We start from the raw sequence: 25,213 nt of genomic DNA, 5'->3' as shown, positions 1-25,213 counted from the left end.
TAATTCTCGGCTCTTTTTTGTTTCGCTTGGGAACAGCGTAAGTTGAAAGATATAGTTCATACTATTGGAACTGGAAAGAGTAAGTTCACTTCAAATATTCAAAATACGGAAGAAAAAAAGTATGCAGTCCTAGGATCTACATCCGTAATTAGTTATGACGATGAGTATGATTATTCAGGAGATTTTGTATTGACTGCTCGTGTAGGTGCAAATGCAGGGGATTTGTATAGATACTCTGGAAACGTGAAAATAAGCGATAATACAGTATTTTTGCAAGGAAAGAATTTGGATTTTGTTTTCTACTCACTGACAAAATTCAATTTGAAAAACCTTGCTTTTGGAACAGGTCAACCACTGATCAAAGCAAGCGAACTAAGTAATCTTGATATACTGTTCCCTAACCAAATTAAAGAACAAAAACAAGTAGGTGACCTCTTCAAAAACCTCGACCACCTCATCGCCCTTCATCAGCGTGAGCCGCAAGTTGATGGTGATGATTAGCTTAAGTTGGATAATGAACGCATTACTAGATCAACGTCCTTATTCTCAAGTTCCTGAATAATATGAAGGTACGTTTTCTGAGTTGTGGTCATACTCGCATGTCCCAGTCGCCGTGCCACACTAGCAATGGAAACACCTGCATACAATAATAGTGATGCATGGGTATGTCGCAACCCGTGAATTGAAAGGATGGGTACGTTTGCTTTTTGGCATGAGCGCGTCAATATAGAATTAACAGTTGAATTATAAATCTTTCCTTTGGTACAAGCAAAGATTGGCTTGTCTTCTGGCAGTCCTTTAAGCAATTGAGAAAATTGAATGACGGTTTGCCAGTCAAGTTGAATTTTACGTACAGAGGATGGGTTCTTGGTTGGCAAGAATCCACCATCCCCTTTATAATTCCAAGTTTTACTGATGGACAAGGTTTGATGTGTAAAATCAAAATCTTTAGGTGTTAACGCCAATGCTTCTGAAAATCGCATTCCCGTTTTAGCTAGTAGAAGAATAAACCAGTCCCAATTGATTTCTTGCTTTAAACTCAAGTTTGTCAGCAGGGTATGAAGCTCAAACTGGTTCAAGTATTGGGGTTTCTTCTCACGAGGTGTTTTGCCTTTGATGATGGCCTTACGTGTCGGATCGCGTTCAATTAGGCCTTCATCAACTGCATCAAGGACAGCACCTTTAAGTTGATGGTGAAAATCCATGGTGGTCTGGCGTTCGTGTCTAGTGGCGTAGTCATTCAGAAGTTGTTGATAAGAAATACGTGTCATCTCGCACACTTTCAAGTTGGGAACTAATTTGACCAACCATTGATGCGTCATTAAATATTTGGCCATTGTAACTGACCTTATAGCCCCTTCTTTGTAAACAGAAATCCAGCGTTTGTAGTATACGTGGAAGAGTTCGTTTTTCACAGTATCTCCTTGCATCATAGTAACCTCCCAGTGGATTATTTGCGGCTCACGCTGATGAGGGGGATAACCTTTTGGTAACTTAATCTGTGAAACATCTTTGCCGATATGTAATAACAGATGTAAGTAAATCCGCTTTACAAATCTTACTCTAAGGGGGAAACAGAGAATGAAAAGGATCCTGGGCATATTCCTAGTTCTACTGATGGTAACACCGAAGTTTGATGCCATAACCTTTGCGAGCAATACCGTGGAGGCTAAGGTGGCTAGAAGCAGCACCTATTTTGATGGGGTTGAAAAGATCACTAACGGTTTTAATATCGCAGGCAACAATTACTACAATCTGCGCGATTTGGCCCGGAACTTCTTGGGAACCCCAAGCCAATTCAATATTACTTGGAATCCGCAGTTTCAAGCCATTGAAATCGAAACAGGTAAAGCTTACTCACCTCAAGAGCCGGAAGACAGCATCTATTTTAACCGAAATAATTCTTATACGGCCAAGTTGTCTACCTCAAAAGTCATGCTCAACGGGGTGATTCAGTCTATTAAGTCTTACAATATTGAGGGGAACAATTACTTTCAGTTAAGAGATTTGGCCGACATAATCCCTTTCGATCTATCATTTGACAGTCAGCAAAATCGGCTAAATATGTTCTCAAGAACACCAAATAATGCTTACCGGGCCGAAGTATCCGGTGAAGTGGAATGGAATGCCGAATCTTCTTATTTTCCAAGATGGAAAAGTACGGTGTCATCCCATCTTGTAAATAACTCCGATGGCACAGTAAGCGTCGTGGAGGCGGGAAAACGAATTACGATAGATACGTACAATACCAAGTATAAGCTGATAGCAACTCAAACGATCGACTATGAACTGCCGTTGTTTGGCGGGTTTTATAGCGGGAAGCAATATAATTATATCGCTTTTGGACAAGAGAATCGTGAAGAGAACAACAGTAAGGAAGTGATCCGGATTGTTCGTTACGATAAAAACTTCAAAAGAATTGACAGCGTCTCTATTACGGGGGGACAAAGCTTTACCGTTGTACCGTTTGATGCCGGAGCAGGGAGAATGGCTGAGTCAGGTGATACTCTGGTGTTCCATACCTCGCGTACAAGATACACCACAGAGGACAAGCTGAATCATCAGTCCCAGCTCACTATAATCGTCAATACCACAAATATGAGGGTAACCAACGATCTGGGGCGCTTCCAGAAAAATCATGTCAGCCACTCTTTTGATCAATATGTATTATTTGATGGTGAATCGCATGTGCTAGTGGATCATGGGGATGCCTATCCTCGTTCAGTCGTTCTTCATAAGGGAAATGGAACGAATTATTACGAGGTGGACTTGCTTGAAATTCCAGGCAGAATCGGAGCAAATATGACAGGAGTATCTATTGGCGGAGTCGAGATGTCCTCCAGCAGTTATATTGCCGCGATGAATACGGTAGACCATTCCTTGGTAAGGGATTACACTTCGTATGAGATGGTAGGGTTGGAAAGTGACCAACGGAATATCATTCTGAGCGTGTTGCCGAAGACAAGTATGGAGAGTTTCTCCGTTCATACCATTACACTAGCCCGATATGTCGGTACCGACCTAATCGCGTCGATTCCCAAGCTTGTCCGTATCACCGATGATCAAATGATGGTACTGTGGCAAGAGTTCGATACGGATAACCGTCCCGGTGATGTAAAATATGTATTTATCGATGGAAGGGGCAAGGTAAAAGGTGATGTTCAGACGCTTCAATATTTTATGTTGTCTGAATGTAATCCGGTTGTCGTTGGAGAGAGTGTTGTCTGGTACACGAATGGCTATGGAAGTCGAGTGTTTTATACCATCCCTTTAAAATGAATCATAATATTTCGCGTGGAATCCATAGGGAGGCAACAAATGAACTCCAAAATCTACGAATATGAAGCATGGATTCAGAAGGTTTCCGACGTGGACGGGGCTTAAGTGGAATTCCCTTATGATCTCAAGTCGGAGTTTGGGAGGGGGAGGGTAAAGGTTCATACGACGTTTGATGGTGAGCCGCTCGAGAGATCCTGTCATGAACAGGAGTCCTCGGGCGTTTTTTGGGATCGCCATGCTCCTTTCGGGGAGGGGGATTCGAGCTTATTGGATGTCTTCCAGAATCCGTTGATAGGCGTTCTGGACATGCTGGGGATCTGGATCTTCTCCTAGGCGTTTGGGGACGTCGAACTTCGATAGATCATAATGATGCTTAGGTTGAACGTTATGCCGAGCTAGACAGCTCTTGCAGCATGCCAAAGGGCAACCGTCGATGGCGATGATGTCACGTCCGGACGTTGCTGTTCTGACAAGCGGTTTTACATCTCCACCGACACCGGCGATGCAGGACATCTCGGCGATCTTTTCACGATCCATCCGAATCGCAATCCGATTCGCGGTCTGTGCAGCCGAGGAACATCCTGAGCATGAATAGACCAGAGGCAGATCACTTTTTTTCATTGATTATCCCTCTTCGTTTCAATAAATTATTTGTCAGTATAATCCGAGATGACTGTCGAGTTAGTGAGGCCAGTCACTATAGCTTTAATTCGGGGTGTAGAAAGTCCTGCGTCCTCCGTAGATATTTTACAGGCACATTTTTGCTGAATGATGTTATGATTTATTTAACTTACATTTGTCGCAATTTGTAGATTGGGGTCGGTTTCATCTATGGGGGGAATTCTCCGATTCGGTTCACGTAAGGTATTACTTAATATAGTTGCTGCCATTGTAGTGGGTTTGGTTGCCTGTTATGCCGTCATTTCCGCCTCGAACTCCCCAGAGTTCCAAAGTGAAAAAGGGATATTGGACTTAACGAAGGTTCATGTCAGTGAGAAGCCGATCAAGTTAAAAGGGGAGTGGGAGTTTTACTGGCATGAGCTGTTGTCGCCGAAGGACATCCAGAATCACCTAACCAAGGATGTAGATCATAACCACTGGATCCAGATCCCCAACTCTTGGCTAGGCTATCGTTTAGATGATCAGCAGTTGAACGGTACAGGCTTTGCAACCTATCGAGTAGTCATTCAGCTAAGTGAGCAGGATCGAAACGAGCGGCTGGCGTTGCGGCTGCCGACGATTTTTCATGCGTATAAATTATGGGTGAATGGAGAGCAATTGGCAGAGGTGGGTGTCGTGGGGGCGGACAAGAGCAGTGTGACACCACGTCTGGCCACGAAGCTGGTGTTCTTCCAGCCCGAGAGAGATACGGTGGAACTGGTGATGCAAGTCGCCAACTTCCATCATAAGCGAGGCGGCATCACCAAGTATATCGAGTTGGGCGGCAGTGACGTACTTACCGTCAGAACTCATTTGAAAATCGCGGGGGAAATGTTTGTCACCGCAAGCCTGCTCGTGATTGGCATCTATCACCTACTGTTGTTTGTCCTGCGGCGCAAAGACAGGGCTCCCTTGTATTTTGGGATGTTCACGTTGTTGTTTGGCATCCGATCCTTGCTCGTCGGCGAGCACTTACTAACCCAATTGTGGCCGAATTTTCCGTGGGAAATCCAATTCAAGATCGAATACCTGAGTCTTTGCAGTGGCGGGTATATCATCGCCCTGTACTCGAGTTGTATTTTTCCGAATTCGGTGTCACGATGGTTTCGACTTGGTTCACGGGGCGTCACCGGCGCACTCTGTCTAGTTGTTGTGGTAACCCCGGCGCTTTTTTATACCCAATTATTAACGGTGATCGGTGTAGTCGTTGTTCTGCACATGCTGTATTTGATGGTTGGGCTGGTCCAATCGGCGTTTCGGCGTGTGGAGGGAGCGCTGATTTTCCTGCTGGTGTCGATGGTTGCTTTGGTTACGGTCATCAATGATTTTCTATATTTTAACGAATGGTCCCCCATCGGGAATACTTCGCCGCTTGGTTTGTTGGTGTTTACGATCGCACAGATGATATTGCTTTCCTCCAGATTTACGAGATCGGTATCGAACGAAGAGAGGATTGCACGTGAATTACAGGTTGTCAACCAAAAGCTGACCGAAATGAATATGAATTTGGAGCAGACCGTGCAGGAACGTACCCATGCCTTATCTGTAGCGCATGATCAGCTTCGCATGTCATACGATCAGCTGCTACACTCCGAACAAGGGAGGAAAAAGCTCCTTTCCTATCTGACGCATGATCTGCGGTTGCCCCTATCCAGCATGCTTGGTTATGTCGAGGCGGTGCAGGACAACGTTAAGCCGGAACGCAATGAACAGTACCTGAAGTACATCCGGGAGAACACCATTCGAATCAACCGCATGATTGAGGAGTTGTCCTACTTGTCGCATTTGGAGACGGGACAGGTTACGTACCACATGGAGCCGGTTCAGGTAGCTCACTTCTTGCGCCAGTTCTATGATCAGTATGAGCTGGTTGTGCGGGATGCGGAGCTGGACTTCGTGCTGGATATTGGAGAAGCGGAAGATCAAGGAACCCCTTCACTTATGGCCAGAATGGATGTGCAAAGATTGGATCAGGCCTTATTTAATATCGTGTCGAACGCTATGAAATTTACCCCTAGTGGCGGGGTTGTACGTATTGGGTTGGTTGAGAACGAGGTGAACGATCACCGCTATGCGATCATTTGTGTACAAGACACGGGGACGGGGATTCCCCCGGATCAACTCGAGCACATCTTCCATCGCCATTACAGGTATGAGCGGCCGGGTGAGGAGAAAGGGGTTGAGGGCAGCGGCCTTGGACTGGCCATTTGCAGAGAAATTGTACAAGCGCATGGCGGGACGGTTCGAGCAGAGAGCGATGGGAAGACGGGGGCGAACTTTTATATCTCGATTCCTTGTATTCAGTGAGAGGGAAGGTGACGGCGTGAACCCAACAACACACAAAATTATGATCGTCGATGACGATCCCCACATCTGCGAAATTGTTCAGGCGTATTGCGAGCGGGAGGGCTTCCTATGCTCCCACAGCCATAATGGGTCCGATGCCATGATGCTGCTTACGTCGTTCAATCCGGACTTAATTCTACTGGATGTCCTGTTGGCTAATGAAAATGGAATTGATTGGTGCAGAAATGCACGCAGCTATACGGATGCACCGATTGTGTTTCTAAGCAGTCGTGAGGAAGACGAGGTGAAAATCAGCGCGTTATCATATGGAGGCGATGATTATGTGACGAAACCGTTTAGTCCGGGCGTCCTCATGGCCAAGATCAAGGCTCATCTTCGCCGAGTGTCGACGGGCAAAAAGGATCGGTTGCTGGAGTTGCCGGGATTGACGCTGGATTTCTACGCACAGTCCGTCATTATGGGGAGGGAGACCGTCTTTTTATCGAAAAAGGAGTTCGGTTTACTGGCCTATCTGGCCCAAAACGTGAATCGTGTCGTTAGTGTCGAGGCGTTGTTCCAGCTCATCTGGGGAACGGAGAGTCTGGAGGATACGAGAACGGTTGCTGTACACATCAGCAATTTGCGAAAAAAAATTGAGTTTAATCCCGCCCAGCCGGAGCGAATTGTTACGGTTCGAGGGAACGGATATATGCTGGTTGCCAGAGGCGTGGAATAAAAGAAGCGGCGCAGGGAGGGTCTCCCTTGCGCCGCTTTTAATTGATAATACTATAGTCCGCTTAAATATTGGTCGACAATGTTTTGGATATCTTCTTTCGAACTCATAGGTGTTCCAAAAGGGAAACTGTTGTTTACGGAGTCATTATAGGCCCAAACCAGTTCTTGCAAGATCGCCTCGATGTGATCTTCTGTCACATTGGTGATACCGGCGAGGGTGAACACTTCAACTGTAGGAGCCTCTTCAGTGTCAGGATGTCTCAAATATTCATAAATCAAATATAACCCATCGATTACGGGAGCGGCAGACGTGATAATCCCGGTATATTGCATGGTTTCGGTTACCGGTGGCGTTGCCGAATCTGTTGCACGAATCGTAAAATCATATGTACCGGCCACACTTGGAATTCCGGTAATTGCACCCGTACTTGGATTCAATGTCAGTCCCACAGGCAGTGCGCCACTTGTTACTGTATAAGTTACGGCTCCAGATCCTCCAGACAGCTTCGCTACGCTGCCGCTATAGAGTTCTCCTTCCTTTAATTGCGGAATGGAGACGGGTAAAACGATAGGCGTTATAATGGTATATTCAAAAACCGCTACTGAGCTATTCTTTAATCCGTCCTTCACGGCGATGGCCTTGATCGTTACATCGCTCGTAATGGTGATCGGACCCGTATACAGTGTGCTGGATGTGGTCGGTTCATTTCCATCCGTCGTATAATACACCGCCGCAGACACGGTTCCCGAAGTCAAAGTCACTGGCGTCCCCGATGTCACAGCGCCACCTGCAGGGAGTGCCGTTGGAGTCGCAACAGTAGGCTGTATCGGCTGTTGCGGGGCTGGAGAGGATGGAGACGAATCAGGCTGTGAAACTGGAGAGGAAGATGACCCTGCCTGTTGTTTCTTTTCTTCTTCCGCTTTCTTCAGTTCTTCTTCCTTTTTCTTCTCTTCTTCGATCTTCTTTTGCTCTTCCTCTTGCTTCTTTGCTTCAACCTGTTCTTCATACTGTTCCTTGGCTTCGTAAGCGCCCTCAACGAGTTGAGCGCGTGTTGCAGTGTCCTTCCCGCCGAACGTCCCGTCATCTTCGGTAGGCATCAATTTATTTTCGATCGCATAAGCAACATACTTCTTAGCCCAATCAGAAACCGTGGGATCATCCACTCCTGGCGTTGCCGTGGCGTCCTTTTCCTTTCCCAGCCCGCGAATCAGAAACGCAGCCAGTTGCTCCTTGGTTACCTCACCTGCAGGATTATAGATACCATCCCCATAGCCATCCGTGATCCCTGCGGCTTTTACCGCTTCGATGTATGGCACCGCATAGCCATTCGCAGGATCATCGGCTTTAACGTCACTGAATGAAGATATCTTTAATTCCGTATCCACCTCCAATTTGAAAACCAACGCCGCAACCTTAGCGAATTGCGCCCGGTTCATTTTATCCGTGAGGCCGAATGTATCTTCAGCCACACCTTCAAATATACCCGCGGATATCATCACGTCGAACTTGGCTTTCTTTGCCTCGTCCAGATCCTTCAAATCCGTAAAATCGGCTGAAGTCTTCGTAGCAGCTGCTGCGTGATTGGCCAAGTAATCGGCTGAAATAAAGCAAAGCAGCATGGTCATTAATAAGCCGACAACTTTTTTCTTCATCGTTTGCCCCTCCTGTCGTGTGATAAATGTCATTGTCCTTATTTCGGTTATTTTATCATTTTCCTTTAGTCTATCTGTGAAACTTAAAGAAAACTTTAAAATCGCATGCAAGATTGTAAAACGTAGGGGAGAGGATTTTTTAAGAGGCTAGGAGAGGGGGATGCGAGAGTATGATTCCTCCCGTCTTAAGAGCGGTTTCGTAATTTCACGATTTCGGGTTCGATTTCAGATACAAGTTTTTCAAGGATACGATGAAATTGCTGTTTTTCTTCCATCGTTAAAACATTCAGGAATACAGGCTGAAAACTAAGTCAGTTTTCCCTGACGGAAGCCAAAGATCGGCCCATTCATGAATTCTCGGGCGGGATGCGCAGACGATTGGATTTAGAGGTAAGCCTTATTGTGAAGCCGCCCTTAATTTTTCTCGATGAACCCACAACCGGCCTAGATCCGCGTACCAGAGGAGAAATGTGGGATGTGATTCGCAGCTTGGCCAACGACGGGGCCACGATCTTGCTGACAACGCAGTACTTGGAGGAAGCGGATCAGCTGGCGGATCGCTTAGCGATTATTAATCATGGCAGAATCATTTCTCAAGGGACGCCGGATGAACTCAAGACCCTTTTGAGTGAGACCCAATTTGAAATTACGTTGGAGGATATGAAGGAGATTGAAAGAGCCAAGCAACTCGTCCAGGACGAGACCGCTCAAGAAGCGATGGTTTCCCCTGAAGGAGCCAAATTAACCGTCAAGCTGGCGGATACCAAAGCGATGATGAAATTACTTTCCAGCCTGACGCAACATGAGATTGGCGTAAAAGAGTTTTCGGTTAGAAAACCAACGCTGGATGAAGTGTTTTTGGAATTAACTAAATAATCATAAGGGGAATGGAACATGGAATCATTGATGATAAAACCCAATAATCTAAAAAGCACACTGATGGATATTTTAGCTATGGCCAAACGAAATATCCTCAAAGTGAAGCATACACCGGATAAATTGATTGACGTTACGGTGATCCCGGTTTTCTTCATGATCGTCTTCTCGTATTTGTTCGGGGGCGCTATTGCTGGGGGGATCCAGGAATACTTGCCGATCATCGTGCCGGGAATATTAATTCAAACGCTGATTATGTCATCCGCTGCAACAGGGACACAATTACGGGAAGATTTAGATACCGGCGTTTTTGATCGCTTCAAATCACTTCCCATTGTGCGGATTGCCCCATTAGCGGGTTTAGTAGTTTCGGATATTTTGCGATATCTCGTAGCGGCTGTCTTCTCGATTGGGACAGGGTATCTTCTCGGGTGGCGTCCGGAAGCCGGGATGGGGTGGCTGGCTGTTGGCTTATTACTGGCCATCTTTGGGGCGTGCGCAATCAGTTGGCTGTTTGCCTTGATCGGTTTGGTATCCAAATCCGCGGCAACGATCTCCAGCGTTTCGACCATGGTTACGATGATGATGTCGTTTTTATCCAATGCCTTTGTGCCCACGAATACGTTACCTACTTTCTTGCAAAAAATAGCTGAGTACAATCCGGTGACTTATTTGGTCACGGCTTTTAAAGATTTGGCAAACCAGGGGCAGTTCACCTCCAGCGCATACATGACCCTTGTTATAGGCGTCCTTCTTGTTTTGATCATCGCGCCCATTACCGTAAGAGTCTATAACAAGAAAATCTGATAAGCGATGGACACAAGTAGCGGGATCCGAGCCGACAAAGCTTGGATTCCGTTATTTTTTTGTGGAGTGCTCCTGTTTTTTGAATTGGAGGAAAGTGGGGATGCTATCGTGAGGGGGAGCTATTATAATAGAGTATTAGGTACAACGAGAAGATTGGAGTTTGCATATGACGAATAATTTTTGGCGTGATTTACCGCGGCCTTTTTGTATACTTGCCCCAATGGAAGATGTAACGCATGTGGTGTTTCGCCATGTCGTAAGTAAAGCCGGAAGACCGGATGTCTTCTTTACGGAGTTTGCCAACACGGAGAGCTATTGTCATCCGGAGGGGAATCATAGCGTACGAGGGCGGTTGCTCTTTACCGAGGATGAACAACCGATGGTGGCGCATATATGGGGCGATAAGCCGGAGTTTTTTGCAAAGATGAGTATCGGGATGGCGGAGCAAGGATTTAAGGGGATCGATATCAATATGGGGTGTCCCGTTCCGAATGTAGCGACCAATGGGAAGGGGAGCGGCTTGATACTCCGCCCAGAGGTTGCCGCCGAGATTATCCAAGCTGCCAAGACGGGGGGATTGCCCGTCAGCGTCAAGACAAGACTTGGGTTTTCAGAGGTGGAGGAATGGCGGGATTGGTTGACCCATATTTTGCAGCAAGATATTGCGAATCTGTCGATCCATTTGCGGACGCGAGACGAAATGAGCCAAGTCGCTGCGCATTGGGAACTGATTCCTGAGATCAAAGCGCTGCGCGACCGGGTGGCCCCGCAGACCCTACTGACGATCAACGGCGACATTCCGGACCGGCAGACGGGTTTGAAGCTGGCTGAGCAGTATGGGGTGGATGGAATTATGATTGGGCGGGGGATTTTTAAGAACCCGTTTGCTTTTGAAAAAGAGCCGAGAGAACACAGCACTGCCGAATATCTGGACCTGTTAAGATTGCACCTGGATCTCCATGATCGGTATTCCGGACAATTGGAGGCACGTCCGTTTAAGGCGCTTCAACGTTTTTTCAAGGTCTATGTCAAAGGGTTCCGCGGGGCAAGTGAGTTAAGAAATCAGTTGATGAGCACCACGTCTACCGATGAGGTCCGCACGCTTCTGGATGAATTTGCTGGGCAGATGGAGGAGACGCCAATCAGTTCAATCATGTAGCTGATTCGCAGCTTCATAAAAACGAGTTTCGGTATTGGGCCGGCTCGTTTTTTTGTGTTTATAAAAGTGAGTCTTAAGATCTATTGGAATAATTTTCATATTTTTGTATGATCAAAAATGTAAGATAATGTTTAAATGCATCAACATATGAGATTGATGGAATATAGAGCGATTACAATTTTGCGGTTTGTCTCCTGGATGAGCCGCAGATTATAAATATGAGGAGGTATAAAAATGACTAGCAGAAAAGTCTCTATGAAAGCCACATCACTTTTGGTCGTTTTAGCCGTAATCCTGTCTACGTTTCTAGCAGTTATTCCAGCAAGTGCAGCCGCAAGAGGAGCATGGGCTCCAAATACTGCCTACGCAGTAAACGATACCGTAACTTACAACGGAAGCACCTATACTTGCATTCAGGCACATACTTCACTCGTAGGTTGGGAACCTCCTATTGTTCCTGCTTTATGGTCGAGCAGCGGCGGTGGCGGAACGAATCCAAATCCTAATCCGAACCCCAATCCAAATCCATCCCCAGTAACGAAGCCTGGGGAAGTTCCAAGTCATATCTGGACCTATGTCATGAACGCGGACAATGCTTATGGTAAAGGCGGAGATTTTGCTTTATTGCTGAGTGCCGTGATCAAGAAAGAAAGCAGCTTTGGCGCAGGTTTGCCTGGCAGCCCTTCGGCTGGCGATGGATTGATGCAGGTCGAACCCAACACGCGGAATGCGTATTTGTCTCAATTTAGCGCCAAGTTTGGTCATGCTTATAACCATGGCAGCGAACAGGATCAAGTATACATGGGCGCATTGATTTTGAACGAGAAGATTAATCGATTCGGCAGCATCTATAACGGCTTGTTGCACTATAACGGTGGCGATTACTGGTATCCGGGAGCCACGGATTCCTATGGCCGTCCGATCCTGGCCGATCAATACGCGAATCAAGTTTACGCTCAGTATAAGAGCTACGGCGGCAGATCCTAAAGAGGGAATGAGAAACAAGATCCACCAACATCAGGTGCTGGTGGGTCTTGTTTTTTCTTATTTGGTTGCAAACCAGATCGTCCAAGCGTCCTTCTCTATGATTGGAAATCGAGCAGTTTCCAGCTTACTCGTGATAAAAGAAACCAGCTCCTGCAACTCCGTATTCCTCAATTCATGCAAAATCGAGCGTCCGGTCCTTTGCAGCAAGTCCTCTTTCAATTCCAATAGGTTCCTATATACGCGTCGGGTTTCCCAAAGTCTAGCGGTGTGAACGAGTCGAAATCCAGCCGCTTCCAACGCGTGCTGAACTTGGCCGGAACCTTGCCGGCGGGAGACCTCCATTTCTTTCAACTCAGGGAATCGCTCGAAAAAATAACCCCGGATGTGATGCTCATCCCCAGGCAGCAAGCTATCTTCAAGCGTCCGATCCTGGACGATCAGAACCCCACCCCTTTTCAAGATACGATAAGCTTCTTGGAAACAAGCGCTTAGGTTGTTCAAATGGTGGATTAAGGCTCTTTCTAGGACGATGTCCACCTCATTGGCGGGAAGGCCTGTTTGATAAGCCTCTCCCTTATGAAAGGTAACACGGGGAATGTCGTTACAGTGGTTTGCCGCGGCTGTGAGCATTTCTTCCGAGAAGTCTACCCCCACCACGTGAGAAGCTCCTAGCTGACTAAGCGCCTTCGTATAAATCCCGCCACCGCAGCCCACATCGGCAACCCGTTTGTGGGTTACATTTACATTAGCCCTGATAAAGGCGCTCCAAGTTGGGTCAGCCTCTCGAGTTGTATAGGTCTGTCGGTTGCGGGGATCATGAAAGTCGATAGGCATGCTTCACCCCCCCTCTCGTTATATAGTTTCATTAGATAAAACAGGGTTTCATTTACTATTGTACTTGATATCGGAGGGATGTAAAGGGGAAGGATGAAATGCGACGCCCTAGGATGCTGATTGTATCGGCCAATAAAAGGGAGTAAAGGCGGCCAAAGAGCACCAAACCCGAAATGATTCTGAACATCACAAAGAAGGGCTCATCAGCCCCTCTTTGTGATGTTCATTTCTACTTCAAAAGCGGCAAAAAGATCTCATCCACAATCTCCTCCATGGTTGCCATGGAGACGGGTTCTAAGGTAATCAACCACTCATGTCTCACGAGATCTACCGGCAGTCTTGTCAGGCGCGGCGTAATTTTCTCAGGACGGATTTCCCCTCGCTCGGCAGCTCGGTTCAAAAGGAGGGTCATGGCGTTGGTTCTTCGGAAATTTAATATTTCGGAGAAGGGGATGCCGGACATGACGGACATGAGGCCATGAATCGTTTTGGGCCCAATTTGATGCAGCATCTCATTTAATTGATTGAGCAAGAGAAGGATATCGCTGCGCAGATTCCCTGTGTCCGGGAGCTTCTCCGTAACGGACGGTAAATGGTTCAGGATGGCCGCCAAGACCAACTCTTCCCGATTGGGCCAACGCCGATAAATCACGGGCTTGCTGGTTTGGGCCCGAGTGGCAACCCCTTCGATCGTAAGGTGATGAAACCCTACCTCCATCAGCTCGTCCCATGCGGCTTGAACAATGGCTGCCTCTAATTCAGCACCTCGTCTTCTCGTCGTTCCTTCTCCTTCATGAACCTTATTCATAAACGAACCTCCAATAAAATACGTTGCGTTTCTTATTTATTTATTCTATCATAGACTCAAATAAGAAACGTTAAGTTTCTAAAATGGATAAGGAGTGGTACACATGGATCAATCAAGCGAACTTGCAGCTCAATCGAAAATCGATCCCGCCGTGATGAAAGTGGCCTGGATTTTGCTGGTTGGGATGCTTGCTCCTTTATTCGATACTACCATAATGAACGTGGCCATCGATACCCTTGGCAACGTGCTGCATGCTCCGGTTACATCGATCCAGTGGGTGATGACAAGTTATTTGCTTGCCATTGGCCTGGTGATTCCGATTTCCGGCTGGTTGGTCGATCGTTATGGCGGTAAAAAGATGTGGATATTGGCTTTAAGTTTATTTCTAGTGGGTTCTGCATGTTGCGGCTTGTCCTGGAATGTGGGAAGCCTCATCGCTTTCCGAGTGATTCAAGGCTTAGGCGGCGGTTTGATGATGCCCATCATGCAGACGGTGATTGTACGCGCGGCAGGCGGTGCGAACTTAGGTCGGATCATGGCGATTGTAGGTTTGCCGGTTCTGATCGGCCCGATTCTCGGACCCGTATTAGGCGGGGTAATTATCCATAATCTCGATTGGCGTTGGATTTTTTATGTGAATCTTCCGGTGTGCTTGATCGCATTGTTCTTATCCGTGAAGGGACTGCCCAAGGAGGATGCTGCAAATCGTCCGCAGAAGCTGGACCTCTTAGGATTAACCTTGTTATCTCCAAGTCTTGTGCTGATGATTTATGGACTCACCAAAGTAAGCTCGGAGCAGGGCTTCTTCAAAAGCCCCGTTCTCGTCCCGATGGCGATTGGACTTCTGTTTATGATCGTCTTCTGCTGGTATGGGTTCAAGAAGTCGGATCATCCCCTCATCGATCTGCGGATCTTTAAGAGTAAATCTTTTTCCGCGTCTTCCTGTCTGTTGTTTATTTCAGGACTCTCTTCTTATGCAGGGATGTTATTATTACCGCTCTATTATCAACAGGTTCGCGGAATGAGCGTACTTGCTTCAGGGTTGTTATTGATTCCGCAAGGCGTCGGGATGTTATTAACCCGCTCCTTGGCCGGGAAGCTGACGGATACCATCGGCTCCCGATGGGTGGTTCTTGGCGGTACGATTCTGACGTTGCTCGGAACCCTTCCTTTTGCCTTAGGGGCAGCCGATACCAGCGAGATTCTACTGGCGATTTCCCTGATTGTCCGCGGCGGAGGACTTGGGGGCCTGATGCTCCCCATCATGGCAACCGCTTATGAGGGATTATCTAAGGAATTGATTCCTCATGCCAGCAGCGCAACCCGAATCCTTCAGCAAATTGGCGGCGCATTTGGAGCTTCTGTGTTTGCCGTCATCTTACAGAATCAAATCCATACCCAAGCGGCACTGAATACGGCCTATAACCATACCTTTATGTGGTCCGTGGTCTTCACGGTTCTATCGCTAGGGTTTATCATCTTCTTGCCTCATAAGAAAAGAGCTTAAACGCCGAAAGACACCCGGAAGAATTCCGGGTGTCTTTCGTTAAGTCCTTCGTCTTAGAACTTCTCCGGGAACTGCTTGACGATCCCTTCCGTCAGCAGGTCTGCTAAATGGATCATGTGGGTCTCGTTCTTATCGGTTGCGGCGATATCCGCTTGCCAGTTGCCCTTGAGACAGTTGATGACGATTTCAGTAATCAACTGCAAGTGGGTATAAAACATCTCTTGGATCGTTTGGAATGGCCAGTTTGGATTGAGCTCGCTTAGGAATTTGGAAATTTGGTCCGCGTTCTGGTGCCATTCGGTATCCCATTTCTTCACATCGGCCTGATTGCCTGCTTTGGCTGCCGCTACAATTTGGCCCGCGATCAGAATATGCTGCTTCAACAGTTCGGCCAGTTTGTTACCGGCGGCTTCTCCATAGTACGGCTTAAACGCATTGCCGATGTCTTGCTGGTTCTGCAAGAGCCGATTCAACACGTCCTGCTGGTCTGCCCGATTCGACATGGCGCTGACAATATAACTTCGCGTCCAAATCGTATGATTAATCCAAAGCTTCTGCATGTCACTCTTTAGCTGCACCATTTTGGGACTGAGGCAAACCTCGTCCGTATCGTTTTTTGCACCCGCCATGGCTGTGGCGGATCCGGGCTGCAACATGCTGCATACGAGCCCCAAGATGATGATGAACGCCGGGAACCACTTTTTCACATTTATCCTGCTCCTCTGCTGTATCGGGATTTTTCACAGACGATCTTAATATGAACAGCAATTTCCATATTCATGCAAAGGAAGGCGCAGAACGGTTGTTCCATCCCTGATCGAAAGGTATAATGACCGAAGGAACTTGAAAGCTATTTATCTATGTACGTTCGAAAGGGTCAGTCATCATGAGCATGGAATTAAATGAAACCCAGAAGGAAGCGGTCCTTCAAACCGAAGGACCCTTGCTTTTGTTAGCTTCGCCCGGATCGGGGAAGACGACAACGATCATTAAGCGCATCGGCTATTTGATCGAGGAGAAGGGGATTCCCCCGAGAAGAATCAAGGCTGTGACCTTTAGCCGTGCTTCAGCCCAGGATATGAAGGAACGTTTTAAAACTCTCTATCCGCAGCTAACCCCCGTCGACTTCTCTACGATTCACAGCTTAGCTTTTGAGGTGGTAAGGGAGCATTTTCGCAGGATTCAGACTCCATTTCAAATTATTGAGGGAGAGGGCAACTCCGCCGAGCAAGAACCTCTCAGTTCGGAACAGCAACCCCCATTGCATAAGAAAATCATCTTGCGGAATCTCTATAAAGCCAATGCCGGAGAGAATATTACGGATGACCAGCTAGACGAGCTGACGACTTATATTAGCTATATCAAAAATAAAATGATCCCCTCCGAGCAGTGGTCCGCGGTAAAGGTGGAGGTGCCCCAGGCTGAACGGATTTTGCGGGATTATGAGCTCTTCAAGCAATCTGGAACCCGGTCGCTGCTGTTGGATTATGACGACATGCTGGTCGTTTGCGAACGGATTCTGGCGGAGAATGATGGAGTGCTCCGCAGGTATCAGGAGCGTTATGATTACGTCCTAACGGATGAGAGCCAGGACACGTCCAGGGTTCAGCATGCGATTATTGAGAAGCTGGTGCAGCGGCATCATAACTTATGCGTCGTTGCTGACGATGATCAAAGTCTTTATAGCTGGCGCGGGGCGGACCCTGCCTATTTACTGAACTTCAAGCAGGTCTACCCGGATGCCAGGATCTTATTTATGCAGCAGAATTACCGTTCCTCCAAAGAGATCGTGGAGATCGCCAACACGTTTATTCAGCGAAACCAAGATCGCTACCCGAAAAATATGTTTACCCAGAATCCTCCCTGCAAGCCGATTGAGATTCGAAGCTTGGACGATTACGGCGATCAGGCCAAATGGCTGGTGCAAGAGATTCAACAGATCGAGAACCTTGCCGAGGTCGCGGTCCTTTATCGGAACAATTCCTCCTCCATCGCTTTAATGAATGCATTTGATCGAGCAGGCATCCCCTTTTATATGAAGGATGCGGATAACCGCTTTTTCTCCCATTGGGTGGTTGAGGATATCCTCAATTTCATGCGCATGACGTTTACGGATAAACGTCCCGATATTCTGGAGAAGATCCATCTGAAGTTTAATGGATACATTAGTAAGCAGCAGATGGCGGCACTGCTGGAAATTCACAATGATGAATCGGTTTTTGATAATCTGCTGAATCGGGTACCGGTCCAGGAATATCAAGTGAAGCAACTGACGATGTGCAAGGAGACGTTTCAGGAAATGAAGGGGATGCCGCCCCAACCTGCGATTCAGGTCATTCGAGATCGACTGGGTTATGAGAAAGCGCTGGAGAAAATGTGTGAACGCCTCGGGTTCCGCAAGGAATACCTGATCGGCATCCTGAACACGCTGGAGGAAATTGCGGCGGGATTATCGACGATGGAGGAGTTTGCCGGCCGGTTAAAATACCTGGAAGCTGCTCTGCGAACGGCCAGATCAAAGCGAGGTCAGAATGTCGTCACCTTCTCTACGATGCATAGCTCAAAGGGCCTGGAATTCGAAAGAGTGTATATGATCGACCTTGTGGAGGGGATCCTTCCGTCCAAGGACGATAAGGGCAATCCGGAAATGATGGAGGAGGCCACTCGGTTATTTTATGTGGGGATGACTCGGGCGAAGCGGCATTTGGAACTGATCTCTTATAAGAAACGGGATGGGGCCGAAGCGACAGAGTCGCGGTTCGTAACGGCGGTGAGGAGCATTCAACATCCGCCTCAAGAGCCCATTCCCTCCCCCCGAATTCCCGCCCCGCCGGAGGTGAATCCCAACGCCATCCGCAGTGAGAGCGAGCTAATCGAAGGGGGAGCCGTTCTTCATCGGGCTTTTGGATTGGGAGTTATTGAGAAGGTGACCCCGGAACGGATTCATATTCGATTCGAGGCGGAGGAGAAGGCGTTATCGACGAGAACTTGTCTGGATATGGGGTTGTTGGAGAAAACATCTGATTGAGATCAGGTGTTTTTTTCATATGGTTTGAGAGTTTTTTGAGAGAAATGTGTGATATTTTGATAATCGAAATTTAATTAATCTACTTCATTGGAGGGTGCTATTCGAGAAAGGGAGTTATTCTGTTAAGAATCTATCAAAATTGGGTCACAAATCACAAGACGGGAGAGGCATATGAAGAAAAAAATCATTTCTATGGCCGTAGCGCTCATGTTATCGGTCACGAGCATGCCGATGGCGAACGCTTTATCATCGGTTGCAGAGGTTTATTACAATAACGGGACAAGTCCTTATGATTCCGGCGATTTTGAAAGTAAGTTAAATTTGGCGATCAAAACCAAACTGGAAGCCGAAGGAATCAATCCGAAATATGTATCGATTATGGATGCGAGCACAAACCCCGCATCGGTCACGGATTCGACGTATCAGTACGTTCATTCCGGCTATGACAGCTGGTATATGGGATTCCCGCCGGAAGTGGAAACGGAGGATTATAACCACGTTCAAATTTCCAACAACGGGAAGGCAATGACTTTTTATGGTTACACCATGCCAGGCTATAAGGATTTCATGCTTACGGAAGGAAGCCCATCCGGCAAGAAGGTCATCACCTTTGACATGGATGAATCCAAGGTGAATTATCACAGTATGGAAGGCGGAGGCTTTCTATTTAATACCAGTATCGATACGGACAATCAATTGCTAAGCGGGTACGCGATTCTGTACGTTTCGGGCACCGTAAATGTATATCAGCTTGATCAAGTTGATTTAACAACGCTACATGAGAATAGCAATTTCAACTTGGATAATACCCCAGGCGTTTCCCTGCTTCAAACTTATTCAAAGGGATCAGCCCAGCAGCACAGCATCAAAATTGTAGCCACCGACACTCAATTAAATATGTGGGATAACGGTGACCAATTGATTACCGACTTCCCTCTTGCGAATGTTTATGGGAACGAGTTTGGTCCACTAGTCAGCCATGTCGGCCACAGCTGCCAGATTATCTCCATTTTTGCTTATGATAATATGAAGCTGTTCTCGACTTCGGAGAAAGAATTGGATCAAGCTGTAAATGAGATTGTTTGGGAGCCGCATGCTCCGCTTCGCTATCTCGTGAACGTAAACGATGAAGATCCTAGCGATATTTTGGTGAAACCTGAAGTTACGCAAACGTTCAAAGACAGAGATGTTCAATATGTCGGCGTAACGGACGTAACATACAAGACCATCGACGAGAGCTTTATTGATGATCTTGGAAACGGCGGACTTCATATCGATTCCGGCGGGTCGATTGACGATATCGTGGAGCAAATTGCGACTAGTATCGTAGATAACGTGAAACTTTACAAGAACGATATTGATGCAATTGAGACAGCAGAGGGCAATACCGAAATCGGTTATGTTCCCGGTGAATCCAAAAGCGCGGTGAGAACGGCACTTACGCTGAATCCAACGGATGACTCCGATGTAGTGTGGTCCTCCGATCAGCCATCGATCATCGCAGCCGATGGAACCGTAACGAGACCGGTTCTTGATCAACAAGGCACGTATGTGAACTTGACAGCAACGATCACGAAAGGCAGCCTGACCAGCGAGAAGACCTTTACCGTGTATGTGCTTGCGGCCGATCCCGCTCCATTAGCAACTTTGTCGGCTACGCCTGGGGACGGTCAAGTGACCTTGAGCTTCCCGCCATTGAAAGGCGCAACGATTGGGGACATCGTAGTAGAGATGTCTACGGACGGAGTCACTTTTGATGTGGTCAGCCCGGTAGAAACATTGGATGCGACTTCTACGAGCGCGACCATTGCCGGCTTAACAAATGGCACACAATACGATTTCCGTTTGAATATCGCATCGGGTAAATATCCGGGCCTATCCAACGTGGTTTCGGCGACACCAACTGAACTTGTTGTGCCAACACCACCAACACCATCAACACCGACACCTTCTACACCATCGGCCCCATCGACACCGCCAGTGGCACAGCCAACCACAAAGACGGATGCAATTGTTTCCGACCAAGCGCACGGCGGTAAAATCGTGCAAGACAAAATTACAAAGCTCGTTGGGGACAACTTGAAGGTATCCGGCAAAATCAAATCGGCAGAAGGAAAAGAACTAAATCTCCCGAATATCACCATGAACGCGGATGGGAGCTTTAACTTACCGAAGCTGCCAGCAGGCGAATATAAGCTGGCATTAAACGTAACCGCACCAAACGGAGAGAAGTTGGCCGGCCCTGCTGGGAAGATTGTCGTCGACAGCGCAGGCAAAGCGAACATGTCGGTCGAATTGGTCGATCCCTACGGAACGATCCTGGACACCGTGACAGGTCAACCTGTATCGGGAGTTAAGATGCAATTGTATTGGGCGGATACAGAGCTGAACCGTTCCCAAGGCAGAAAACCGGGAACCGTCGTTAATCTGCCTGAATTGCCGGATTTTGCACCAAACCAAAACCATAACCCGCAAACCAGTACGGATGACGGCGAATACGGCTGGATGGTTTACCCGAACGCAGATTATTACTTCCTGGGTGAGAAGGATGGTTACGTCGTATTTGACAGCCGGAAAGACCAACGGGAAGAACAATTCGGGGACGATAGCTACATTAAGAACGGATTGATTCATGTAGGAGATACGATTGTTAAATTCAGCTTCTCCTCTCAGCCAGAACTGAAAGATGCAGGCGACCATGGGGCCTATATGGTTGGATATCCGGATGGAACCTTTAAAGCGGACCAAGGAATTACAAGAGCCGAGGTTGCTGCGATTTTGTCCCGCTTGTATAAACCAACAGCGAGCACAAACAAGGTGACGTATTCCGATGTGAGCGCCAAATCCTGGGCCGCCAATGCGATCACGATTGCAACCAACAACAAATGGATGGTTGGTTCCGGCAATAAGAAGTTTAAGCCGCAAAACCAAATTACGCGCGCAGAGTTTGCACAGATTCTTATGAATTTGTATAAGTGGGATGCCGAGACAGGCAGCACCTACTCGGACGTAGCCGGCCATTGGGCTGAAAAGGCGATTACGGCGGCCGAGAAGCAAGGCGTTCTTGCCGACTTCACGGAAAAGGCCTTTCAACCGAATCAGCCGATTACCCGATTGGAGGTCGTGCGGATCTTTAACGAACTGCTAGACCGCAAGCCTTGGGAGATCAAGGTTGCACCGAAGTGGACCGATGTTCCGGAATCGCATATCCATTATTCCGACATTATGGAAGCTTCGACTCCGCATCCATTTGAACAATATAAGACCGGAATTGAAGACTGGAAATAATAGGATAGATAGACTCTCGCCGAAAACCCGCTCCTGGAGCGGGTTTTTTGCGTTCATTAAAATTTAATATAATTTCTCCCTTTTGCACCTTTGGAGAGAAGGACCATGCTATAATAAACTGTCGTATTTTGTCGTCATTCTTACATTAAACACACGATTTGTATGAAGAAAGCAGAGGATCTGCCGTTGATCAAGAAACATAATCTCTTAATGATATTGCTGGGAATCGGAGTTATTGCTTTTCTCGCTCTCTATTATACAGGACAAGTTAATATCTCCCGCTCGCATAACCCCAAGGCCCAGCAAGGGGTTATGGATTTGACCGGTTGGGATTTCACGAAAGACAGACCCATCAAGTTGCAAGGATCGTGGGAGTTTTATTGGAATCAGCTTCTTCCCTCCGAAGAGGAAGGGGAACTGTCGGGTTATATGGATGTCCCCGGACAGTGGAACAAGCAGCACTATCCTGTTTTTGGTACCGCAACGTATCGTTTAATCATAAAGGTTAAGCCTTCTTCGCTGATGTACGGCATACGCATCTCGAATGTGCAAATGGCTAGTGCGGTTTATGTGGATGGTGTGGAGCTGGGGCGCAGCGGCCAGCCCGCGATGACGAGGGAGAACTACGTTCCGGAGAACTCGCCTTATACCTTCTTTTTTCCGATCCATGGAGATACCGCGGAGATCACCCTCCAAGCGGCCAATTTTGACTTTATCAATGGGGGAATTACAAACCAGATCCAGTTCGGGAGCATGAAGACGATCGGCAACCTGGACAGAACGATCACAGGCGTGGACATTGTGGTTGTTGTGGCGCTATGGATGGTTGGCTTGTATCACTTGGGGGTGTTTTTAAAGCGGAGACATGATAAAAGCCTGCTCTATTTCGGTGTATATTGCATCGTGGCGGGGTTTTCCTTTATGTGTTTAAGCGAACGACTGTTTACCCAGTTGTTTTATATGCTTCCTTTCGAGCTGTCACATAAGCTTCAGCTTGCGGCGATCTTTGGCTCGATCATTGTGATTACTTTATTTATCAAAACGATCTGCTCCGGCGTTTTTTCGGTCTGGTTTTTCCGGTCCGTATTTCTGGTGTTCGGTTCCTTCATCGTGTTCGGCCTAATCTTCCCTTTCTATACCTATTCTCATCTTACTTTCATCTTCAGTACGCTTCAGGTCTTTGTGTATCTTGTGGTTATTGGGAAACTGTCGGCCTCCAAGGAGGAAAGCTACGGGAATTTCAGCCGACAGAGCATTATGATCTTGATTTTAGCCTTCTACTCCCTATTGATTTGTCTTATCGACAACACCTTGTATGTGTTGGGACTGCTGCCCAACAACTACTTGGGGATTATTAGTATGATGCTGTTTGCGATCTTGATTTCTCTGATGCTGTCTTTCCGTTTTTCCGATGCCTATAAGACGATTGAGCTGATGTCCGCAAGATTATTGGAGGCGGATCGGCTAAAAGACGAGTTTCTCGTAAGAACATCGCATGAGCTTCAGACGCCGCTGAATGGGATTCTGAATATCTCCCAGTCCATGCTGGAGGGAGCGCCGGTTCATGTCAGTGACAAGCACCGGATGAATCTGACGGTGATTCAGGAGATGGCGAGAAGGTTATCGTCTCTTGTGGGCGATATTCTGGATATGGAGAGGATTAAGCGAAATGACTTGCCTTTGCATTTAACCGCGGTTGACCTCAAGGTAACGGTATCGATCGTCCTGGAGGTGTTGGAGTATCTTGCTTCAGGTAAAGAGATAGAGGTAGTTAACCGAATTCCGAACGGGCTTCCCCCTATTTATGCGGATGAGAATCGTCTGACCCAGGTACTTATGAATTTAATCGAAAATGCAATCAAATATACGGAACGAGGAAGGGTAGAAATCAGGGCCGAACAATCGGCTGATGAGATCAAGGTGGTGATTGCGGATACCGGTATTGGTATGGATCCTTATGACTGGCAGCGAATTTTTGAGCCCTTTACACAAGCGGATGGAGAAAGAGCACAAGGCTACGGCGGGGTTGGTTTGGGCTTGAGCATCTCCAGCCAGCTCGTACAAATGATGAATGGCCGGATATTTATTGAAGATTCCATGCCGGGCTGGGGAACAAGAATGGCATTTACTTTACCCGTTTCTCACGAATTGACGGAGAAGTCTGTCCATGAGCGGTTGTCTCGCAGGCAGGGGGCATTTATCCAGGACGACACGAGCGTGGAGGCAGATGATTCAAAATACGCTAAGACGGGTGTGTTCACCCTGCTCGCCGTGGATGATGAGCCGGCTAATCTGCAAGTGCTGCAGAATCTGTTTGCAAAGGGAGATTACCATCTTCTTACTGCGACTCATGGCCGTCAGGCCCTTCACCTGTTAAAGGAAAATCCCGATATCGACCTGGTTTTACTGGATGTGATGATGCCCCAGTTATCAGGTTATGAGATCTGCCGGGAGATTCGCAGTCACTATACGTTATTTGATATGCCCGTCGTCATGTTAACGGTTCGTAACACGCCCCAGGATATTGCGGCCGGCTTCGCAGCCGGAGCCAACGACTTTATTGTGAAACCTTTTAATACGCTGGAGGTGAAGGCAAGGGTGAGGACGCTGCTTGAGCTGAAAAGATCCGTTCGGGATGCGCTGGATGCGGAGATGGTTTTCCTGCGATCCCAGATCAAGCCCCATTTCTTGTTTAATGCGTTAAATGCCATTCTTTCCGTAGGGTATACCGACAGCCATCGAGCGGCGGAGTTGATTAATCATTTGAGTCATTATTTAAGAAGCAGCTTCGACTTTTCCAACCATGACCAGTTTGTTAGCATTCGGGATGAAGTGAAACTGGTGAAGTCCTACGTGGAGATCGAAAAGGCCCGGTTTGATGAGCGGCTGGAGGTAGAGTATGACATTGACGAGACGCTCCTGGAGAGCCGGATCTTACCCTTAACGATTCAACCCTTAGTGGAGAATGCGATTCGGCACGGCATGATGACCAGAAGGCAGGGAGGCAAACTCCAACTGATCATCCGCAACGGAGCGGAGGGCACCTTAACAGACTCCAATCCGGAAGAGAAGATCATAAGCGTAGAGATCCGAGACGACGGGATCGGGATGAGTGAGGAGAAAATCAAGGAGCTGCTCGATCTTCATCGATATCGGGCGAAGCGAGGAGTTGGACTGATTAACATCCATCGACGGCTGCTGCTGTTTTATGGGGAAGGCCTGCGCTTGGAAAGCGTCGAGGGAGAAGGGACAAATGTACATTTTCGTTATAAGGCCGCAAAGACAAGTGATTCAGTTTCTTAATGG

General features: G+C 47.5%; 17 protein-coding genes and 2 pseudogenes. 13 read left to right on the top strand and 6 right to left on the bottom strand.

Annotated elements, in window-relative coordinates; translation table 11 throughout:
• Positions 1–39: 39 nt before the first annotated feature.
• Positions 40–501 (top strand): annotated as a pseudogene (locus tag BN3277_RS24170) (restriction endonuclease subunit S); the annotation flags it as partial.
• Here the strand turns inward: BN3277_RS24170 and BN3277_RS24165 are convergent.
• On the bottom strand, positions 498–1,433 hold the full coding sequence (locus BN3277_RS24165) for a site-specific integrase (RefSeq protein WP_232436505.1): 936 nt from the start codon (positions 1,431–1,433) through the stop codon (positions 498–500). The pseudogene BN3277_RS24170 and the gene BN3277_RS24165 sit on opposite strands and share 4 nt — an antisense overlap.
• 148 nt (positions 1,434–1,581) lie before the next feature.
• Here BN3277_RS24165 and BN3277_RS24160 point away from each other — a divergent pair, with 148 nt between their 5' ends.
• Positions 1,582–3,279 carry a hypothetical protein gene (locus BN3277_RS24160; RefSeq protein WP_059047071.1) on the top strand — a complete coding sequence of 566 codons (1,698 nt, stop codon included), beginning with the start codon at positions 1,582–1,584 and terminating at the stop codon, positions 3,277–3,279.
• A 264-nt stretch (positions 3,280–3,543) separates the two neighbouring features.
• On the opposite strand, the gene BN3277_RS24155 is transcribed toward BN3277_RS24160, so the two are convergent.
• The gene (locus BN3277_RS24155; RefSeq protein WP_059047069.1) at positions 3,544–3,900 is read right to left on the bottom strand and encodes a putative zinc-binding protein; all 357 of its coding nucleotides are present in this window, start codon (positions 3,898–3,900) and stop codon (positions 3,544–3,546) included.
• Positions 3,901–4,245: 345 nt separating this feature from the next.
• On the opposite strand from BN3277_RS24155, the gene BN3277_RS24150 reads away from it, so the two are divergent.
• Both BN3277_RS24150 and BN3277_RS24145 read left to right on the top strand, forming a co-directional pair.
• Positions 4,246–6,246, top strand: a complete 2,001-nt coding sequence (locus BN3277_RS24150; protein ID WP_232436504.1) for a sensor histidine kinase — start codon at positions 4,246–4,248, stop codon at positions 6,244–6,246.
• A gap of 16 nt (positions 6,247–6,262) precedes the next feature.
• A complete protein-coding gene (locus BN3277_RS24145) occupies positions 6,263–6,961 on the top strand; it encodes a response regulator transcription factor (protein ID WP_232436503.1) in 699 nt (232 codons plus the stop codon).
• Positions 6,962–7,011: 50 nt separating this feature from the next.
• Here the strand turns inward: BN3277_RS24145 and BN3277_RS24140 are convergent, their stop codons facing one another.
• A complete protein-coding gene (locus BN3277_RS24140) occupies positions 7,012–8,613 on the bottom strand; it encodes a chitobiase/beta-hexosaminidase C-terminal domain-containing protein (RefSeq protein ID WP_059047063.1) in 1,602 nt (533 codons plus the stop codon).
• Between the two features lie 318 nt (positions 8,614–8,931).
• Here BN3277_RS24140 and BN3277_RS26350 point away from each other — a divergent pair.
• The 5 genes and pseudogenes from BN3277_RS26350 to BN3277_RS24120 form a co-directional block, all read left to right on the top strand.
• A pseudogene (locus tag BN3277_RS26350) lies at positions 8,932–9,129 on the top strand (ATP-binding cassette domain-containing protein); the annotation flags it as partial.
• Positions 9,103–9,489: an ATP-binding protein DrrA1-3 family domain-containing protein gene (locus tag BN3277_RS24135; RefSeq protein ID WP_316244824.1), complete on the top strand. Its 387-nt coding sequence runs from the start codon at positions 9,103–9,105 to the stop codon at positions 9,487–9,489. The pseudogene BN3277_RS26350 and the gene BN3277_RS24135, both read left to right, overlap by 27 nt.
• A gap of 18 nt (positions 9,490–9,507) precedes the next feature.
• On the top strand, positions 9,508–10,296 hold the full coding sequence (locus BN3277_RS24130) for an ABC transporter permease (protein ID WP_059047061.1): 789 nt from the start codon (positions 9,508–9,510) through the stop codon (positions 10,294–10,296).
• A 166-nt stretch (positions 10,297–10,462) separates the two neighbouring features.
• Positions 10,463–11,455: a tRNA dihydrouridine synthase gene (locus tag BN3277_RS24125; protein WP_059047059.1), complete on the top strand. Its 993-nt coding sequence runs from the start codon at positions 10,463–10,465 to the stop codon at positions 11,453–11,455.
• Positions 11,456–11,689: 234 nt separating this feature from the next.
• Entirely contained in the window at positions 11,690–12,442 is a 753-nt protein-coding gene (locus BN3277_RS24120; RefSeq protein ID WP_059047057.1) for a carbohydrate-binding protein, read from the top strand.
• Positions 12,443–12,499: 57 nt separating this feature from the next.
• On the opposite strand, the gene BN3277_RS24115 is transcribed toward BN3277_RS24120, so the two are convergent.
• A complete protein-coding gene (locus BN3277_RS24115) occupies positions 12,500–13,276 on the bottom strand; it encodes a class I SAM-dependent methyltransferase (RefSeq protein WP_059047055.1) in 777 nt (258 codons plus the stop codon).
• Positions 13,277–13,505: 229 nt separating this feature from the next.
• Positions 13,506–14,084: a TetR/AcrR family transcriptional regulator gene (locus BN3277_RS24110; protein ID WP_059047054.1), complete on the bottom strand. Its 579-nt coding sequence runs from the start codon at positions 14,082–14,084 to the stop codon at positions 13,506–13,508.
• Positions 14,085–14,187: 103 nt separating this feature from the next.
• Between BN3277_RS24110 and BN3277_RS24105 the strand changes: the two genes are divergently transcribed.
• Positions 14,188–15,591 carry an MDR family MFS transporter gene (locus tag BN3277_RS24105; protein WP_059047052.1) on the top strand — a complete coding sequence of 468 codons (1,404 nt, stop codon included), beginning with the start codon at positions 14,188–14,190 and terminating at the stop codon, positions 15,589–15,591.
• A 53-nt stretch (positions 15,592–15,644) separates the two neighbouring features.
• Here BN3277_RS24105 and BN3277_RS24100 read toward each other — a convergent pair whose 3' ends face one another.
• Complete coding sequence (locus tag BN3277_RS24100; RefSeq protein WP_232436529.1) at positions 15,645–16,247, bottom strand: glycosyltransferase; 603 nt, start codon at positions 16,245–16,247, stop codon at positions 15,645–15,647.
• A gap of 230 nt (positions 16,248–16,477) precedes the next feature.
• Here BN3277_RS24100 and BN3277_RS24095 point away from each other — a divergent pair, with 230 nt between their 5' ends.
• The 3 genes from BN3277_RS24095 to BN3277_RS24085 all read left to right on the top strand — a co-directional run bounded on the left by BN3277_RS24095 (position 16,478) and on the right by BN3277_RS24085 (position 25,210).
• Complete coding sequence (locus BN3277_RS24095) at positions 16,478–18,619, top strand: ATP-dependent helicase (protein ID WP_059047048.1); 2,142 nt, start codon at positions 16,478–16,480, stop codon at positions 18,617–18,619.
• Positions 18,620–18,790: 171 nt separating this feature from the next.
• Positions 18,791–21,907 (top strand): S-layer homology domain-containing protein, encoded by a 3,117-nt coding sequence (locus BN3277_RS24090; RefSeq protein WP_059047046.1) that lies wholly within the window; start codon positions 18,791–18,793, stop codon positions 21,905–21,907.
• 186 nt (positions 21,908–22,093) lie between these two features.
• Positions 22,094–25,210, top strand: a complete 3,117-nt coding sequence (locus tag BN3277_RS24085; protein WP_059047045.1) for an ATP-binding protein — start codon at positions 22,094–22,096, stop codon at positions 25,208–25,210.
• The last annotated feature ends 3 nt before the right edge of the window (positions 25,211–25,213 follow it).

It is taken from the genome of Paenibacillus rubinfantis, from assembly GCF_001486505.1.
In the GTDB taxonomy this organism is placed as follows: domain Bacteria; phylum Bacillota; class Bacilli; order Paenibacillales; family Paenibacillaceae; genus Fontibacillus; species Fontibacillus rubinfantis.
This window is presented reverse-complemented; position numbering and strand designations above follow the sequence as displayed.

Bases quoted from the DNA above. Each gene is read 5' to 3' on its own strand.
- BN3277_RS24165 (WP_232436505.1), bottom strand. From the start codon at position 1,433: ATGATGCAAGGAGATACTGTGAAAAACGAACTCTTCCACGTATACTAC.
- BN3277_RS24160 (WP_059047071.1), top strand. From the start codon at position 1,582: ATGAAAAGGATCCTGGGCATATTCCTAGTTCTACTGATGGTAACACCG.
- BN3277_RS24155 (WP_059047069.1), bottom strand. From the start codon at position 3,900: ATGAAAAAAAGTGATCTGCCTCTGGTCTATTCATGCTCAGGATGTTCC.
- BN3277_RS24140 (WP_059047063.1), bottom strand. From the start codon at position 8,613: ATGAAGAAAAAAGTTGTCGGCTTATTAATGACCATGCTGCTTTGCTTT.
- BN3277_RS24130 (WP_059047061.1), top strand. From the start codon at position 9,508: ATGGAATCATTGATGATAAAACCCAATAATCTAAAAAGCACACTGATG.
- BN3277_RS24125 (WP_059047059.1), top strand. From the start codon at position 10,463: ATGACGAATAATTTTTGGCGTGATTTACCGCGGCCTTTTTGTATACTT.
- BN3277_RS24120 (WP_059047057.1), top strand. From the start codon at position 11,690: ATGACTAGCAGAAAAGTCTCTATGAAAGCCACATCACTTTTGGTCGTT.
- BN3277_RS24115 (WP_059047055.1), bottom strand. From the start codon at position 13,276: ATGCCTATCGACTTTCATGATCCCCGCAACCGACAGACCTATACAACT.
- BN3277_RS24110 (WP_059047054.1), bottom strand. From the start codon at position 14,084: ATGAATAAGGTTCATGAAGGAGAAGGAACGACGAGAAGACGAGGTGCT.
- BN3277_RS24105 (WP_059047052.1), top strand. From the start codon at position 14,188: ATGGATCAATCAAGCGAACTTGCAGCTCAATCGAAAATCGATCCCGCC.
- BN3277_RS24100 (WP_232436529.1), bottom strand. From the start codon at position 16,247: ATGTTGCAGCCCGGATCCGCCACAGCCATGGCGGGTGCAAAAAACGAT.
- BN3277_RS24095 (WP_059047048.1), top strand. From the start codon at position 16,478: ATGAGCATGGAATTAAATGAAACCCAGAAGGAAGCGGTCCTTCAAACC.
- BN3277_RS24090 (WP_059047046.1), top strand. From the start codon at position 18,791: ATGAAGAAAAAAATCATTTCTATGGCCGTAGCGCTCATGTTATCGGTC.